We start from the raw sequence: 15,812 nt of genomic DNA, 5'->3' as shown, positions 1-15,812 counted from the left end.
CATGCCACTCGAGTCCTTGGGTGACTACAGGAGGAGAAGATGAGAGACACGACGAAGAGGGGAGGCGCGGGATCTCGACGAGAGGCATGGGGCAGTTCGCGAAAGCTTGACGGCGCTCAGCGATTTTCCCCAGAGTTGCTTATCGAAGTTCCCCAGGTCGCGTGGTCATGTTAGCGGAGGTTGGTGCCGGTGGTGACGCGGCGGAGTTCGTCGGCTGCGGTGGCGTGGTGGCGGAGCCGGTAGGAGGCGCCGTCGAGGGTGATCACGACGGAACGGTGCAGGAGCCGGTCGAGCATCGCGGCGGCGACGGTGGTGTCGCCGAGGATCTCGCCCCAGGCGCCGACGGGCCGGTTCGTGGTGATCACGATCGAGGTCTTGAGGTAGCGCTGGTTGATGACTTGGAACAGGGCGGACGCGGCTTCGCCGGGTAGTGGGAGGTAGCCGAGTTCGTCGATGATCAGGAGGGTGGGGCCGGCGAAGAACCGCATCATGGTCGACCATTTCCCCTCGATCGCGGCGCGGTGGCAGCGGGCGGCGAGGTCGGCGGCGGAGGTGAAGTAGACCCGGTAGCCGGCGGTGACCGCGGCGTGGCCGAGGCCGGTCGCGATGTGGGTCTTCCCGGTGCCGGGCGGGCCGATGAGCAGCACGTTGGTCGCGGTATCGATGAACCGGCAGGTGGCCAGCTCGGTCAGCAGGTTCCGGTCTATGCCGCTTGCGGCGTCGAGGTCGAAGTCGTCGAGGGTCGCGCCGGTGGGCAGGCTCGCGAACCGGAACCGGCCGGTCAGGCGGCGTGCTTCGGTTGTGGTGACCTCGACGCGCAGCAGGTGCTCGAGCGCGGTGGTGAGGGTCCAGCCCTCTGCCTGCGCCTGGTCGAGCACGCGCGGGAGCGCGTCGGCGGCGTCGGTGAGCTTGAGATCGGTGAGGTGCTCGCGCAGCTGCTGGTAGATGCTCGCGGCGGGCGTCGCCGCGGACGCCGTGGTTGTGGTTGTGGTGGTCATCGGAGGGTGTTCCTGTTCTTCGCGGCCTGCTCGTAGGCGGCCAGGTTGATCACGGTCGAGGAGGGCGCCGTGGCTCCCGTGAGCACGGCGGCGGCGCGGAGTGCGGCGGTCCCGGGTGGGATGCGTTCCTTGCGGCGGTGCGGACGTCCCGGCGGCGCCGAGGCGAGGGCGATGGCCTCGAGTGCGGTGACGTGGCCGGTGTCCCGGATCGTGACGCCCAGGCCGGGTTCGGCGACCTTGTGCCGCGCGACGACGGTGCCGGAGGCAGTGGTGATATCGATGGTGTCGGCGCCGAGCCGCTGCTGAACCGTCACTTTCGCGGCGGCCAGCTCGGGTGGGACGGAATAGCGGTTGCCCCGCCAATCGATCAGGGCTTGCCTTGTCGCGGTGCGTTCCTCGGTCACGACCACCGGGAACACGATCGGCGGCAACGGCCGCAGCCGCTCCCCGGCGAACATCGCCGCCGCCGTCGTCGCCCCGTCCTCGCTCTCGCGTTTGCGGGCATCCTGCCCGCGGGCGAACGCCTCGACAGAGGCCTGCGCCTGCTCGAGGGTGAGCCCGTCGGGCAGAGTGCGCCACCAGCGTTGCGCGGCGGTGTGGTTGTTCTTCTCTACCACCCCCTTCCGGTTCCCCGACCGGGGCCGGCAGACGACCGGCTGGACGCCGTGATGCTTCGCGAAACCAGCGAACATCGGCGTGAGATCCCCGGTCTTGTGGTCCAGGACAGTGCGCATCCGGTCGAACCGCCAGACCCGCGTCACACCGCCGAGCAGGGCGAGCAGAGTGGTCATCGCGGCCAGCAGATGCGGGACGTCCATCGAGGGCGAGAGCACGGCCCGCCAGACACCGGAGTGCGCCAGCGAACCGACGAGCAGGTAGGCCCGCTTCGTGGGGAACCCCCAGTGGCCGGGCGGGTCGGGCAGCTCGAGCCAGTCGAACTGGGTCTCCTCGCCGGGCGGGTGCTCAATGATCGCGTTGGGCCGCTTCGTGACGTGCGCGCAGGCCGTGCATGGCGGTCGCAGCCCGCGCTCCCGGATCTGCCGCGTCAGCGTCGGATACGACCCCGAGTAGCCCAACGGAGCGAGCTCGTCCAACAGCGTCGCCGCCCACAGATGCGGGTCCTCCTTGAGGCGGGCAGTGACATAGTCGACGAACGGGTCGAACCGGTCCGGGGCTGCGCGCTCACGCTGGCCGGGGGTGCGTTCCCCGCTCAGGTATGCGCGGATCGTCTTGCGGTCATGGTTGGTGCGGCGGGCGATCTCGCTGATCGTCATCCCCTGCCGTTTCAGAGCGTGGATGTCCACGCTGCTCCTCTCTGAGAGCATGAGGAACGGGCCTCCCTCGAAGGCTGGTATGTGGTCGAAGACCTCCAGCATCGAGCGAGGCCCGCCTCATGCGGCGGAGCGACCCAGGGTGGGGAAATTCGATGAGCAGAACTGGGGAATTTCAGTGAGCGCCGTCAAGGGCACGCAGACATCAGTGTCGTGCTTCGCTACCAGCACGCCACGATGACCCGCGATCGGGAGCTCGCCGATCGGATGAGCGAACGAGTCGCGGCCAATCTCGCTGCCGCGGAGAAGTCATCGAACAGCGCTAGGGGCTAGTGGTGAGACGCTTGGCCGCCGCGCCGCCACCGCCAGGAACGAAAAGTAGGCCATCTATGGCACACTATTTGCACTACCTACTTGGGGGAGTCGTGCTTCGCAAAGACCTATGGGATATCGCCCTCGACCAGCACGGGTATGTCACGGAACGGAACGCTCGGAACATGGGAGCCGCACCCGGGGAACTGGCTAGGCTCGCTCGTCGGGACAAGCTCGAGCGTGTGGGCCACGGGATCTATCGATTCCCGGAACTTCCTCCCACAGAGCGTGACGAATACATGCTGGCCGTCCTGTGGGCGAACACCCCGGACGCTGCGCTCAGTCATGACACTGCGTTGGCGGTGTACGAGCTCTGTGACATCAATCCAGACCGAATCCATGTCATTGTCCCCAAGGGTCATCGGGTCAGCAAGCGTGGCGGAGACGCCTACACCCTTCACCGCGGTCGCCTCAGCGAAGCGGACCTCTCCTGGTGGCAAGGTATCCGCACGGTCACCGAGAAGACCGCCATCCAGCAGGGAGTCGACACCGGCGTCCCGGCGCATCTGCTTCGAGCTGCCATCGATACCGCTCGTGAACGGGGCCGGATCACCGCTGCCGAGGCGACAGATCTGACAACACAGATCGAAACGACCTATGTCTGACGACCCCTTCGCCGCGCTCCCCGAGAAGGACCGCATGCCTGCAAGCGCGCGCGTGCTGGACCAGTGGGTGCATCAGGCATCAGCTGCGCTCGGCACGACCGTCGCCCGCACTGGATGGATTCTGGCCTCGACGATCGTCGTCGCTGCGCTCCAGCGAGCGTTGGGTCAAGATCAGCAGCCGCTCTTCCTGCTCAAGGGCGGCGTTTACCTCGAACGACGACTTGGAGCATCAGCACGCGCGACGCGCGACGTCGACACACTCTTCCGTGGCTCCGCGGATGAGTTCGTTCTCGCACTGGACGAGGCGCTGGCTCAACCGTGGGGTCCCGTCACCCTTTCCCGTTCGCCGATCCAGACGATCGACGCTCCTCGGATCGTCAAGCCGCGTCGCTTCGACATCCTGCTCGCCCTTCGCGGCGTCACCTGGCGGCGGGTCCAGGTCGAAGTGGCTTTCGACGACGGGCACATCCGCGAGCACTCGGACCGGATCGCGGCGCCCTCCACAGACTTCTTCGGCATCCAGACTCCTGACGCGCTCATCGGGATCGCCATGGCTTACCAGGTCGCACAGAAGCTGCACGCGTGCACAGATCCCCACGAGCCGCCGACGTTCGTGAACGACCGGGTTCGGGATCTCGTTGACCTCCTTTTGATCAAGCATGCGTACTATCCCACGCCCGGATCACTCGACGCGGTGCGGGCGGCTGCGATCGATGTCTTCCAATCCCGCGCCGCGGAAGCGGCTCAAGTCGGAAGGCATCCGCGCTTGTGGCCACCAACGATCGTCACGAACCCGCTCTGGGCGAACACATTCGAGACGCCGGCAGAGCAAGCCGGCGTCTCATCGACACTCGACGAACTCATCGCGGAACTCAACGAGTGGATCGCCGCAATCGACAACGCGAGACCGTAGAAACCGACCCGATGCAGCGTTCGCCGTCGTCGTGACGAGGGTCATCGGGTGGCGCGACCGCTCCTCCCGTTCCCGGCGGACACGGAGTTTGAGCTGGTGGATCCTCGAGCGGCGCCGCTATTGCTCCGCGGCCCCGTCCGGTGCGGATCGCGGTGCAGATCCAGCCTCAGCACGCGTCGTACGAGCAGATCCGTGACACGGCGGCGCGGCTGGAAGAGCAGGGCGTGGATGTGCTGTTCAACTGGGACCACTTCTACCCGCTCTACGGCGAACCCGACGGACTGCACTTCGAGTCATGGACCATGCTTGCAGCCCTTGCGGAGCAGACCAGCCGCGTCGAGATCGGCGCGCTGGCGAACTGCAACAGCTACCGCAACGCCAACCTCCAGGCCGATATGGCGCGGACCATCGATCACATCAGCGCCAAGGGCGGGCAGGGGCGGTTCATCTTCGGCACGGGCTCGGGCTGGTTCGAGCGAGACTACGACGAGTACGGGTACGGGTTCGGCACGGTGGGGACCCGGCTGGCCGCGCTGGCGGCGAACCTGCCGGTGATCCGGGAACGATGGACGAAGCTGAACCCACCGCCGACGCGGCACATCCCGATCCTGATCGGCGGGGGTGGCGAGAAGAAGACGCTGCGGATCGTCGCGCAGCACGCGGACATCTGGCACAGCTACAGCGATCCGGCGACGCTGGAGCGGAAACTCGGCATCCTCGCCGGGCACGGCCGGGCCGTGGGGCGTGACGTCTCCGAGGTCGAGATCTCCACCGAGATCGGGAAACGCGGCATCGCCGAGGTCGAAGAGCTCCACGCACTCGGTACGACCCTGTTCACGATCGCGACCACAGGCCCCGACTACGACACCGCGGGAGTGGCCGACTGGCTCGCCTGGCGAGACGAGAAGAACTCCGCGACCAGGGTGTAGACCTGCCGACACGTCAGGGGACGGTGAAGCTCGCGGCATCGCGTCGTCAGGCGGCGCGCGCAGCGCGCCCCGCGAGGGCGGCGAGCAGCGCGCCGACGAGGAGCACCGCGGCGGCCGCGAGGAACGTCGTGACGTATCCCGAGGTGTCGAAGAGCACCCCGCCAACGGTGGATCCGAGTGCGGTGAACAGCTGGATGACGGCGACCATGAGCCCGCCGCCGGCTTCGGCCTCGTCGGGCAGGGACCGGGCGACCCAGCTCCACCAGCCCACGGGGGCCGAGGTGGCGAGGAACCCCCAGGCACCGAGGAGGACCATGACGGGTGCGAGCCATGGGCCCGCCGGGATCAGGGCGACCGCGACGATGGCCATGAGTACCGGGACGGCGATGAGCGTGCCGGAGAGGCTGCGGGCGATGAACCTGCCGATCAGAGCGGTGCCCACGAGCCCCGCGGCGCCGACGATGAGCAGGCTGAGCGAGAGGGTGACGGCATCCACGTTCGTGACCGTTTCGAGGAAGGGACGCACGTAGGTGAACAGCACGAACTGTCCCATGAAGAAGGCGCCACAGGCCGCCAGCCCGATCGCGATGGGGCGTCGGCGCAGCGGCCCGAAGATGTGCCGTGGGCCGGTGCCGCGGGGCGCCGCCGGCATGGACGGCAGGCTGATCCACTGCCACAACAGCGCGGCGAGGGCGATCGGCACGAGACAGAAGAAAGTACCCCGCCAGCCGATCACAGAGCCGAGGTAGCTGCCGATCGGCGCGGCCAGCACGGCGGCGAGGGCGTTGCCGCCGTTGAAGATCGCGAGGGCGCGCGGCACGAGGAGGGTGGGGACGAGCCGCATCGCGGTCGCGGCCGACATCGACCAGAACCCACCGACGACGACGCCGATCAGCGCGCGCCCGATCATGTATACGGCGTAGTTCGGCGCCAGGCCGACCAGGGCGCCTGACAGCGCCATGAGCAGCGTGAAGATCAGCAGCAGCGGCTTGCGGTTCAGCCCTCCGGCCAGCGGTGAGATCGTCAGGCTCGTGACCACCGCGAACGCGCCGGAGATCGCGATGCCCTGGCCGGTCATGCCCTCGGTGACCACGAGGTCGGCGGCGATCGGAGTCAGCAGGCTGACCGGCATGAACTCCGAGGCGATGAGGGCGAACACGCACACGGTCATCGCGACCACGCCGCTCCAGTTCGCGGTGTGGACGCCATTGGTGGGTTGCGTCATCGTGCCGGGGGAAGTCTGCGGAGACTCGTTCGTCGTAGTGGTCCTGTCGAAGAGATGAGAAAGTCGCAGATGCATAGGCGCCGCGGCACCGAGTTCAGGACGGCGGAGCGACCCCCCACCGGTCATCGCCCGCGTCGCCTTCTTCCTGTGGAGTGGTCAGGGGGCGGGGGAGTAGCGGAGGATGCGGTCGTCGCCGGTGTCGTTGGTCAGCACCCACAGCGAACCTCCCAGGGCGGGCGTGACGAGGCGGAGCCGCCCGTACTGGCCGACGAGATGCTCGGTGGCCGTCCGGAGATCGTCGAGCGGCACTTCGCGGAGCCGCTCGCCGCGAAGGTTCGCGATCCAGATCGCATCGCCTGCCACCGCGATCCCGCTCGGGCTCGCCTCCGCAGGCGGCCACTGCTGTACGGGATCGATGAACCGGTCATCGTCCGCGGCACCCTCGACCAAGGGCCACCCGTAGTTGCCGCCCGGCTCGATGACGTTGAGTTCATCCCAGGTGTCCTCGCCGAACTCGGCCGAGTACATCGTCCCGTCCGCGTCCCAGGCGATGCCCTGCGGGTTGCGGTGCCCGTAGCTGTAGACGTAGGAGCCGTCGAACGGGTTGTCGCCAGGGATTTCGCCGTCCGGGGTCATGCGCAGGATCTTCCCCGACAGTGCGTCGAGGTCTTGGGCGCTGTCGCGCCGATAGGTGTCGCCGACAGTCGCGTAGAGCATCCCGTCGGGCCCGAACGCGATGCGGCCGCCGCTGTGCCAGTTCGCTTTCGGCAACCCGTCGAGCACGGTCTCGGCCGGCCCGAGGCCGAAAGAGCCCGGTTCACCAGTGAGAGCGAAGCGCTGGATGCGGTTCTCGTCTTGCCCGGTCGAGTACACGTACAGGTCGTCGCCGCGGACAGCGAGGCCCAGCAGCCCCGCTTCGCCGGCGGGCGCGACGCCTGGAACGACACCGACTTCGCGGATGGTGCCGTCCGTGGTCAGCTCGAGGACCCGAGCCGAGTCTCGTTCGCTGATCAGCGCGGTGTCGTCGTGGAAGACGACCGACCAGGGGATGTCGAGGCCGTCCGCGACCACTTCGACCGTGCCCCGCGTGGCCTGCGCCTGCGAGGACGACGGGGCGTGTGAGGACGAGAGGGGAGCGGTGGATGCTGTCGGGTCGCCGCCGGAGCCGGTGCAGGAGGTCAGCGTGAGTGCGGCCAGTACAGCGCTGGCCAAGAACGGCGCGTACGCGGATTCTCCGGCGAACGCGATCGAGGTGCCGGTGACGTTGCCGTTCGGCTTCACGGCACTGCCGCCGTTGATGAACAGGATCGTCCCCCGGCCGAGTTCGCGGCGCGCAGTGCGTCCGGGTCGCGGAGGTTCGCGGCATACCCGCGCGCGGTGATCCCGTCCGCGGCAAGCTGCTGCGCAAGCGCGTCGACGTGTTCCTGTGTGCGGGAGATGAGCGCCACGGAGAAGCCCTCGCCGCCGAAGCGGCGCGCGACGGCGGCGCCGAGTCCAGGGCCTGCTCCGAGGATGGCAATGGTGGTCATAGCGTCCTTCCGCTGCGTCGTGCTGTTCGTACCGTTCTCCACGGTAGGCGGGAAACACGGGAGCAGGGAGGCCCCTTGAGTACCCCCATCGGGTCAGCAGGTCACGTGTCCTCGGACGAGCCGTCGATCGCGACCGGCGACGAAGCAATCACATCGACGACTTGTCTCAGCGATGCACGTGCAGGTGGCATCCGCTTCCGCATATCCTCCAGCGCGCGCCGGACCGTCGTTGCCGGCATGCCCTTGTCCTGAGTCCGGTGTGTCGGTCCGCGACCCCTCCTTCTTGCTGGGTCTGTGCCCAGGTGGCGAGGAGATCGACCGGCGGGGAGGGTGGTGGGGTCGCATGTGGTCGCTTCGCGGCGCGGTTTCCGGCCATCTGCGACCCGCCGGTGATCGAGTGCGTCGCTGAAGCCGGCGTGTGTCGAGATCAAAGTGTGGGACCTAGAGAGACGGCGCAGCAGGGGCCCGAACTCGTCCCAGTCCCGCGCGACGGTACCGCAGATGACGAGCAGGTCGGGTGCGAGCAGCATCTCGACGTGGCGGTAGTAGGGTTGCAGACGCTCGGTGGCCCACTGCTCGTAGGAGAGCCCTTCGGCGACCTTGATGGATGCCGCGGCGCGCTTCTCGGCGTCGTGGCCGGCGAGTTCCAGGTGCCCCAGTTCGGTGTTCGGGATGAGCATGCCGCGGTAGATGACGGCGGAGCCGATGCCGGTGCCCAGGGTGGTGACGAGCACGAGACCGGAACTGTCCCGCGCGGCGCCGAGGCGGGCCTCGGCGAGTCCCGCGGCATCCGCGTCGTTGACGAGCGTGACGGGGCGTCCGAGCGTCCTCGTGAAGAACAAGTCTGCGAGCAGCCCGGTCCACGAGGTGTGCAGGTTCGCGATGCAGGGGATGGTACCGTCCTGTACGGGCGCGGGAACGGCAAGCCCCACGGGTGTGTTGCCGGTCTCGCCGTCGAATGCGCGGATGATCTCAGCCACCACGGTCGCGACGGCGTCGGGGGTCGAAGGTTCCGGCGTGGGAATACGCAGCGCAGGGGCGAGCAGTTCTCCTGTGGTCAGGTCGACGGGTGCGCCTTTGACGGACGATCCGCCGACGTCGATTCCGATGATCGGGGTCATCGTCGTCGTGCTCCTACGTCCAGGGTCGAGTTGCCGCGACGCGCTCCAGCAGCGCGTCGCGCAGGGAGGCGGGGAGGTCGATGAGGGCCAGCTCCTGGGCGAAGTCGAGGCCGTCGCGCGTGTTGACCGCATCCCAGGCGGCGAGCTTCGGCAGGTGGTCGATCTCTGCGCCGTCGATGAGGGCGAAGGCCTCGGTCGCGACATTCACGGGCGCGGGCTGGAGGCCGGTGAGGGCGATGTCGGCACCGCTGGTCATGTCGACCGCGCCCAGATCGATGCGCAGCGCGGGGGAGAGCAGCTCTTCCTCGCTCCGTTGGGCGTCGTGCGGACTGTTGTCCGCTTCGATGGCGCCGACGACTTCCAGCACGATGTGACGGATGGCGAGCGGGTCGGGTCCAGTGGTGGGCTCGATGACGAGGCGGAGGTCTGCGCATCCGTCGTCGTGAACGGTGAGGGTTTGCACGAAGCGGGTGACGTTGCGGTCGTCGTCGGTGGGTGCGCCCTGCCCGTGGTCCTCGATGAGGTGCGACACGCCATTGCCCGGATAGACCCGGAGGGTGAGCGTCGTGGGGGCGTCGATGATCGGTTCCAGCGCGTCGGCGAGCGGAAGCACGGCCCCTGCCCGGGCGAGCACGGGGATCTGAGCTGATCCGCGGTGCAGCGCGATCCGTCTGCCGCCCTCGTAGCGCCGGCCGGTGAAGATGTCGAACCAGCCGCCGTCATCGTCACCCGGCAGCCACGCCGTCGCTTTCGCGATCTTTGTATGGCTGTCTTGCGGTTCGACAATCGGCGCGACGAGCAGGTGCTCACCGAGCAGGTACTGGCCGGGCGCACCATAGGCGTCCGGCGTCGTCGGCCAGTCGTGATACATCGGCCGTACCACGGCGATGGCGTCGGTGTGCGCCTGCCACGCGGCGGTGTAGAGCATCGGCACGAGCCGGTGCCGCAGACGCAGGTACGCGGCGATGACCGCGGCGGCCTCCGGGGCTTGAGCCCAGGGCTCCTTCGAGGAGAACGGGCTCGTCGAGGAGTGCAGCCGGTCGATGGGCGAGAAGACGCCGAACTGGAACCACCGCACGATCAGGTCGGTGTCTTTGTACCCGAGCATGTGCCCACCGATGTCGTGCGACCACCAGGTGTACCCGACGTTGGCGGCGGTGCTGGTGAAGTAGGGCTGGAAGGCCAGCGACTCCCACGTGGTGATCGTGTCGCCCGAGAACCCGACCGGGTACCGGTGGCTGCCCAGGCCCGCGTAGCGGGAGAAGGTGAGAGGCCGTCTGCCGTCGCGGCCGGAGTCGAGGTAGTGGATGTGGTTGAGCATCCACAGGGGATCGAGGCCTGGCACTCGGGTGGCGCCGCCGGACTGCCAGTCGATCCACCAGAAGTCCACGCCCTGTTGCTCGAGCGGATGATGCAGATGCCGCAGGTAGGCGTCGACGAACTCGCGCGAGGTCACGTCGAACTCGATCGGCAGGCCGCTGTCCGGATCGATTCCCATCGCCTCGGCCACCAGCGGGTAAGCGTCCTCGTGACGGCGCACGCCGTCCGCCGGATGCAGGTTGAGGGTGGTCAGCAGGCCCCGACGGTGCAGCTCGTCGAGGAACCGCTTCGGATCGGGGAACAGGTCGCGATTCCACGTGTACCCGGTCCAGCCGGTGCCGATTTCGGGATCGACGGCGACGACGTGCCAGTCCATGTCGATCACGGCGACCGACAGCGGCACCTGTTCGCGGTCGAAACGGTCCATCAGATCCAGGTACTCGTCTTCGGAGTAGCGCCAGTAGCGGCTCCACCAGTTGCCGAGTGCTTGCCGTGGAACGACCGGCACGGGCCCGGTCAGCTGGTAGTAGTCGCGCAGGGCTGCGTGGAAGTCGCGGCCGTGCCCGAACAGGTAGAGGTCTCTGGAAGGACGGATGCCGGGGTCGGGGCGCCCGGCGACCCACCCATCGCTCGACAACAGCGCCGACTCGGAGTCATCCACAACGGCGAAGCCGTAGGTCGAGAGGATGCCGGGTTCGAGCGCGATCGCGCCGTCGGCATCGTCGAGAGTGCGCGCGGTGCCGAGCAGGTTTCCGCGATGGGGGTTCTGTGGGTACTCGTGCCCATATCGCCAGGCCGAGTAGTGGCCGTCGGTCGCTCCCTTCAGCAGTGCCACCGACAGCCCCGCCTCGGAGAACTCGCCACCGTCGTAGCGCAGCCGCAGGTAGTCGGTGACGATCTCCACACCGCCGCCCGGTATCCGGGTCACGGCGAAGTCGGGCACGGGGAAGTCGCGGGAGACGACGAGCTGCGAACGCTCGTCGACGAATTCGCCGCGCTCGTGCCATTCCATGCGGATGAGCCGTGGGCTGAGCACCGTGAAGCGGTAGGTATCGCCGGCAACGACGGCCGCAGCGTTCGCCGGCGCGGGCCGGCCGTCTGAGAGCGAGAACAAGCTCACCGGGAAGCACCGAGGTCAAGGATGCGCGATTCCCAGGCGGCGAGCGGCGAGGCGGCCGCGCGGTCTTGCCCGTGCGTGCCGAGCAGGATCGTCGCCCCGTCGAGCGACGGGAGCCCCTCACCGGGCAGCGCGGCGGAATCGGATGAGAAGTTCGCGACGACGAGCAGCGTTCGGGCGCCGAGAACGCGTGTGAAGGCCCAGAGCTGCTCGTGGTCGGGCAGGAGCAGGTGGAAGCGACCCTCGCGGACGGTCTCGTCCTCGTGGCGCAGCCGGATGAGGCGCTGGAAGTGCGCGAAGACGGAGTCGGGGTCGTGGCGTGCCGACTCGGCGTTGATCTCACGGTAGTTCGGGTTCACGTCGAACCAGGGTGTGCCGGTGGTGAAGCCCGCGTTCTCGCTGCCGTCCCACTGGACCGGCGTGCGGGCGTGGTCGCGACTCTTGGCGGTGAGCGATCGCAGCACCTCCGCTTCGGGTACACCCGCGGCGGTGGCCAGGGCGTGGTAGTTCAGCGACTCGACATCCCGGTAGTGGCCGATCTGAGTGAGCGGCGCGTTGGTCATGCCGAACTCTTCGCCCTGGTAGACGTATGGTGTGCCCTTGTGCAGGTGCAGCACCGTCGCGAGGGTCTTGGCGGAGTTCACCCGATGCTCGGGCGAGTCGTCGCCGAAGCGCGAGACGGCACGTGGCTGATCGTGGTTGTCGAGGTAGAGCGAGTTCCACCCGGCATCCGCCAGAGCCTCCTGCCACGAGGCGAGGTTCGCCTTGAGCACCGGCAGGGGCAGGTTTGCGAGATCCCACTTGCTCCACCCCGTCTGGTCGAGGTTCATGTGCTCGAACGTGAAGACCATGTTCAGCTCGCTGCGAGCCGGGTCCGTCACGCGACGGGCAACCTCGACGGTCGCGCCGGGCATCTCTCCCACGGTGAGCAGGTGGTGCTCGTCGAGGCCGACCTCGCGGTTCATCTCGGCGAGGAACTCGTCGAGGCGAGGCCCGTTCGCGATCTGTCCGAAGCCTGCTCCGTCCGGCGACACAGGACCGCCCGCGGTCAACGCGGCCGGTTTGGAGATGAGGTTGATGACGTCCATCCGGAATCCGTCGACACCGCGCGCGATCCACCAGCGCATCATCTCGTACACGGCTGCGCGGACCTGTTCGTTCTCCCAGTTCAGGTCGGGCTGGGCGGGACTGAAGATCCCCAGGTAGTACTCACCCGAGGCGGGGTCGTACGTCCATGCCGACGGCGCGAACGCCGCTGCGCTGTCGTCAGGCTCTGCACCTGGCGTTCCCGGTTCGTGACCGGGCCGCGCGGGGCGCCAGAAGTACCAGTCGCGCTTGGGGGAGGCGGGGTCGCGGGACTCGACGAACCAGGCATGCTGGTCGGACGTGTGATTGACCACGAGGTCCATGAGCAGCCTGATGCCGCGCGCGTGAGCTTCGGCGATCAGCTCATCGATGTCGGCGAGAGTACCGAACAGCGGGTCGATATCGCGGTAGTCGCTGATGTCGTACCCGTTGTCGACCTGCGGTGACCGGTAGACCGGCGAGAGCCAGATGACGTCGACGCCGAGGTCAGCCAGGTACTCGAGCCGTGAGGTGATGCCGGGGATATCGCCGATGCCATCGCCGTCCGAGTCCTGGAAGGAACGGGGATAGACCTGGTAGACGACGGCGCTCTTCCACCAGTCGGCGGGGCGGGCGGTGGCGCTCGTTGTCTCGGAACTGAGGATGGTCATGCGGAGGCGCTTTCCCTTATGATTCAGAGTCTAAATATAGACTCTGAGACAAGATGTGGGCCATGTCAACTTCTGCGGGGGCCGGGCGCGGCGCGACCGGACTGCCCATCGCGCGCTCGCCCCAGCAGATGCGCAGCCGGAACGCCTCGATCGTCCTCGGGTACCTGTGGGATGCTCCGAGCGGCGGTGCTCTAACCGCTTCGGAAATCATCGCCGGCACCGGTCTCACTCGCGCCACCGTGCTCGCGATCTGCACTGATCTTGTCGAGGCCGGCTGGGTTGTCGAAGACCTGGCGCCCGGTGGAGGGCCCCGACGCGGTCGTCAGGCCAGGCGCTTCGCCTTCAACGCCGAACGTCGACTCGTGGTCGCCGCCGACGTCGGCTTCACCTCGGTCACCTGCGTCGTCGCGGATCTGCGCGGTACCGTCCTCGGCCGGGTGCGGCGTCTCTACGACGAGCCGTCCTCGTGTGATCGCACCGCGGAGCTGATGGACTGCATCGCCGAGCTACTCGCCGCCGCTGGGGTGGACGCGGCCCGCGTCGGAGCCGCGTGCATCGGGGTCAGCGCGTCGGTCGACCGCACGGGAGCACCTCTGCCGGGGAATCAGTTCTGGGAGGCGTTCCGGATCGATCTTGCTCGGCTTGCGTCTGTTGCCCCGTGGCCTACGACGATTGAGAACGACGCGGACCTGGCGGCGACGGCGGAGTTCGTCGCCGATCCGTCCCGGCCGTCGGACCCTCTCGTTGCGCTCTTGTCTTCGGATCGGTTCGGCGCGGGGCTCATCGTGCATGGCGAGGTGATGCGCGGGGCGCATGGCGCTGCCGGGGAGATGGCCTACCTGGGCCAGGTTCGTGGGGTGGACAACCCCTACGGGTTGTCCCTCACGGCACGAGAACTCGTCGACGCGGCGCATGCAGCCGGACGGCGCACGGTGCTCGGCGCTCGCCGTCCTGGCACCGAGGAGACGGTGTTGCAGGAGGTTCTCGACGCGGGCGGGCAGGGCGATGACGTCGCGAACGAGATCGTCGCCGAACTCATCGAGCGTCTGGCGCTCACGATCTCGACGATCTCGCAGTTCGTCGATCCCGCCCGAGTCGTCGTCGCGGGCGGCGCAGCGAAAGCCGCTGCGCATCTCCTTCCTGCCGTTCGCGAGCGGCTGGCGGAGCTGCTTCCCATCTCGCCCGTGGTCGAGTCCTCTTCGCTCGGCCGCGATGTCGTGCTCGTCGGCGCGGTGCGCACCGCCGTTGCATACCTCCGCTCTGCCGCTGTGTCCGACTGACCTATGCAGATATGAGTAGCCGTCTCCTGTCGTCGTCGTCCGCGCTGCTGTGGGGGCTGCAATCGGCGTTCCTGAGTCCGATCCTCGCGCTGCTGCTGGTCGCATTGTTCGACGCCACCCCCGCCGACGTCGGGTGGGTGCTCGCGGTCTACAACGCCTCCGGGTTTGTCGCCGCCCTCGTGATTCCCGGATGGGCCGACCGCACCGGGAACTACCTGCGCCCCATGCTGATCAGCGCGATCTTGACCGTCGCCCTGGGCGTCGTCCTCGCCCTGGTCACCGCGCTGCCCGTCGCGGTGGTCGCGCTGGCGATCTTCGGTGGGCCCGGGGCCGTGGGCGCGACCCTCTTGTTCGCCGAGCTGCGCCGCGCGGGAGCCGGCATCTCGGAGGTGATGAACACCAGGGCGCTGATCTCGTTCGCATGGGTCGGGGGTCCGCCGATGGCGACGTTCATCATGGGGGGCGCTCGGCGACCGCGCCATCCTCCCCGTCCTCGTCGCCGTCGGCATCCTCAACATCATCACCACCATCGTGATGATCCGCTTTCGCCGCACCAGCCCGCCGCCTGCCACCGGTCCTGCGCCCGACCGGTCAGAACCGGCACGGCGGCGCATCGGCGCCACCTTGACGATCACTGCGGCCTTCGTGTTGCTGCAGGCCACCAACGCGACCGCGGTGGCGGTCATGGCACTGTATGTCACCGCTTCGCTCGGCCTGCCGGTGATCTGGGGAGGCATCACCCTCGGGGCGGCTGCCCTGGCTGAGATCCCGGCGTTGTGGATGATGGGCCGGTTGGCGCGACGCTTCAGCGTCCACTCCTTGATGATCAGCGGATGCCTCGCCGGCATCGTCTACTACGTCGCTCTGGTCTTGGTCTCCGAACCGATCACGCTTCTGGCGATCCAACTGCTTAACGCCTGGTTCGTCGCTGTCATAGCCGGGCTCGGCATGACGGTGTTCCAGCAGATCATCCCGCGCCCGGGCCTCGCCACCGGCATGTACATGAACACACGAAGTATCGGTGCGATCGTGTCCGGCCCGATCATCGCCGTCGCCGCGATCAAGCCCTTCGGCTATCCGAGCGTCTTCGCGCTCTGCGCCATCCTCACCCTTGCCGGCACCCTCGCACTCATCGCGCAACACGTCATCGCACGCCGGAGGGGGAGCGGGCCCGAGCCAGCACCGCAGGGCGAACCCTAACCTTACGTCGGCTGGGACGGGACGCCGGGTGGGAATCGTGCGGGGGCGAGTGTCGCTGCGATGCCGCCTTTAGCCTCGATCTTTCATCGGTTGGCTGGGTCGCTGTGTTCGGCGTCGTTGCCGGGGTTGTGGTGCTGATTCTGGCATGAGGGTACGACAGTGGCCGCGTTGCGCTGCGGTGGCGGATCTCCAGGCT

14 protein-coding genes and 1 pseudogene are annotated in these 15,812 nt (G+C 67.9%); 7 read left to right on the top strand and 8 right to left on the bottom strand.

Annotated elements, in window-relative coordinates:
- Positions 1 to 170: 170 nt before the first annotated feature.
- On the bottom strand, positions 171 to 998 hold the full coding sequence (gene istB / locus WBP48_RS12110; RefSeq protein WP_424440760.1) for an IS21-like element helper ATPase IstB: 828 nt from the start codon (positions 996 to 998) through the stop codon (positions 171 to 173).
- A complete protein-coding gene (gene istA, locus WBP48_RS12105; protein ID WP_424440758.1) occupies positions 995 to 2,323 on the bottom strand; it encodes an IS21 family transposase in 1,329 nt (442 codons plus the stop codon). The genes istB and istA overlap by 4 nt, the downstream gene beginning before the upstream one ends.
- Before the next feature lie 335 nt (positions 2,324 to 2,658).
- Between istA and WBP48_RS12100 the strand changes: the two are divergent.
- The 4 genes and pseudogenes from WBP48_RS12100 to WBP48_RS12085 all read left to right on the top strand — a co-directional run.
- Positions 2,659 to 2,838, top strand: a pseudogene (locus WBP48_RS12100) (type IV toxin-antitoxin system AbiEi family antitoxin domain-containing protein); the annotation flags it as partial.
- A gap of 42 nt (positions 2,839 to 2,880) precedes the next feature.
- A complete protein-coding gene (locus WBP48_RS12095; RefSeq protein ID WP_424440795.1) occupies positions 2,881 to 3,246 on the top strand; it encodes a hypothetical protein in 366 nt (121 codons plus the stop codon).
- A complete protein-coding gene (locus WBP48_RS12090; RefSeq protein WP_424440756.1) occupies positions 3,239 to 4,159 on the top strand; it encodes a nucleotidyl transferase AbiEii/AbiGii toxin family protein in 921 nt (306 codons plus the stop codon). Before WBP48_RS12095 ends, WBP48_RS12090 begins: the two co-directional genes overlap by 8 nt.
- A gap of 152 nt (positions 4,160 to 4,311) precedes the next feature.
- Positions 4,312 to 5,088 (top strand): LLM class F420-dependent oxidoreductase, encoded by a 777-nt coding sequence (locus WBP48_RS12085; protein ID WP_424440754.1) that lies wholly within the window; start codon positions 4,312 to 4,314, stop codon positions 5,086 to 5,088.
- A gap of 46 nt (positions 5,089 to 5,134) precedes the next feature.
- Here WBP48_RS12085 and WBP48_RS12080 read toward each other — a convergent pair whose 3' ends face one another.
- The 6 genes from WBP48_RS12080 to WBP48_RS12055 all read right to left on the bottom strand — a co-directional run bounded on the left by WBP48_RS12080 (position 5,135) and on the right by WBP48_RS12055 (position 13,136).
- On the bottom strand, positions 5,135 to 6,313 hold the full coding sequence (locus WBP48_RS12080; protein WP_424440752.1) for an MFS transporter: 1,179 nt from the start codon (positions 6,311 to 6,313) through the stop codon (positions 5,135 to 5,137).
- A gap of 156 nt (positions 6,314 to 6,469) precedes the next feature.
- The gene (locus tag WBP48_RS12075) at positions 6,470 to 7,594 is read right to left on the bottom strand and encodes a PQQ-dependent sugar dehydrogenase (protein WP_424440750.1); all 1,125 of its coding nucleotides are present in this window, start codon (positions 7,592 to 7,594) and stop codon (positions 6,470 to 6,472) included.
- Positions 7,591 to 7,842, bottom strand: a complete 252-nt coding sequence (locus tag WBP48_RS12070) for an SDR family NAD(P)-dependent oxidoreductase (RefSeq protein WP_424440748.1) — start codon at positions 7,840 to 7,842, stop codon at positions 7,591 to 7,593. Before WBP48_RS12070 ends, WBP48_RS12075 begins: the two co-directional genes overlap by 4 nt.
- 101 nt (positions 7,843 to 7,943) lie before the next feature.
- Positions 7,944 to 8,963, bottom strand: coding sequence for a polyphosphate--glucose phosphotransferase (gene ppgK, locus WBP48_RS12065; protein ID WP_424440746.1), 1,020 nt, complete (start codon positions 8,961 to 8,963; stop codon positions 7,944 to 7,946).
- 13 nt (positions 8,964 to 8,976) lie between these two features.
- Complete coding sequence (locus WBP48_RS12060) at positions 8,977 to 11,403, bottom strand: TIM-barrel domain-containing protein (RefSeq protein ID WP_424440744.1); 2,427 nt, start codon at positions 11,401 to 11,403, stop codon at positions 8,977 to 8,979.
- On the bottom strand, positions 11,400 to 13,136 hold the full coding sequence (locus WBP48_RS12055) for a glycoside hydrolase family 13 protein (protein WP_424440742.1): 1,737 nt from the start codon (positions 13,134 to 13,136) through the stop codon (positions 11,400 to 11,402). The genes WBP48_RS12060 and WBP48_RS12055 overlap by 4 nt, the downstream gene beginning before the upstream one ends.
- Positions 13,137 to 13,198: 62 nt before the next feature.
- Between WBP48_RS12055 and WBP48_RS12050 the strand changes: the two genes are divergently transcribed.
- The 3 genes from WBP48_RS12050 to WBP48_RS12040 are packed head-to-tail and all read left to right on the top strand — an operon-like array spanning position 13,199 to position 15,616.
- Positions 13,199 to 14,416 (top strand): ROK family transcriptional regulator, encoded by a 1,218-nt coding sequence (locus WBP48_RS12050; protein ID WP_424440740.1) that lies wholly within the window; start codon positions 13,199 to 13,201, stop codon positions 14,414 to 14,416.
- A gap of 11 nt (positions 14,417 to 14,427) precedes the next feature.
- Positions 14,428 to 15,180 (top strand): hypothetical protein, encoded by a 753-nt coding sequence (locus WBP48_RS12045; protein ID WP_424440738.1) that lies wholly within the window; start codon positions 14,428 to 14,430, stop codon positions 15,178 to 15,180.
- A complete protein-coding gene (locus WBP48_RS12040; protein ID WP_424440736.1) occupies positions 15,101 to 15,616 on the top strand; it encodes an MFS transporter in 516 nt (171 codons plus the stop codon). Before WBP48_RS12045 ends, WBP48_RS12040 begins: the two co-directional genes overlap by 80 nt.
- Positions 15,617 to 15,812 lie beyond the last annotated feature (196 nt).

Origin of the sequence: Microbacterium sp., assembly GCF_049661145.1 — a bacterium.
Classification (GTDB): Bacteria; Actinomycetota; Actinomycetes; order Actinomycetales; family Microbacteriaceae; genus Microbacterium.
Note: the sequence above shows the minus strand (reverse complement) of the source record. Positions and strands in the feature narration are given on the sequence as shown.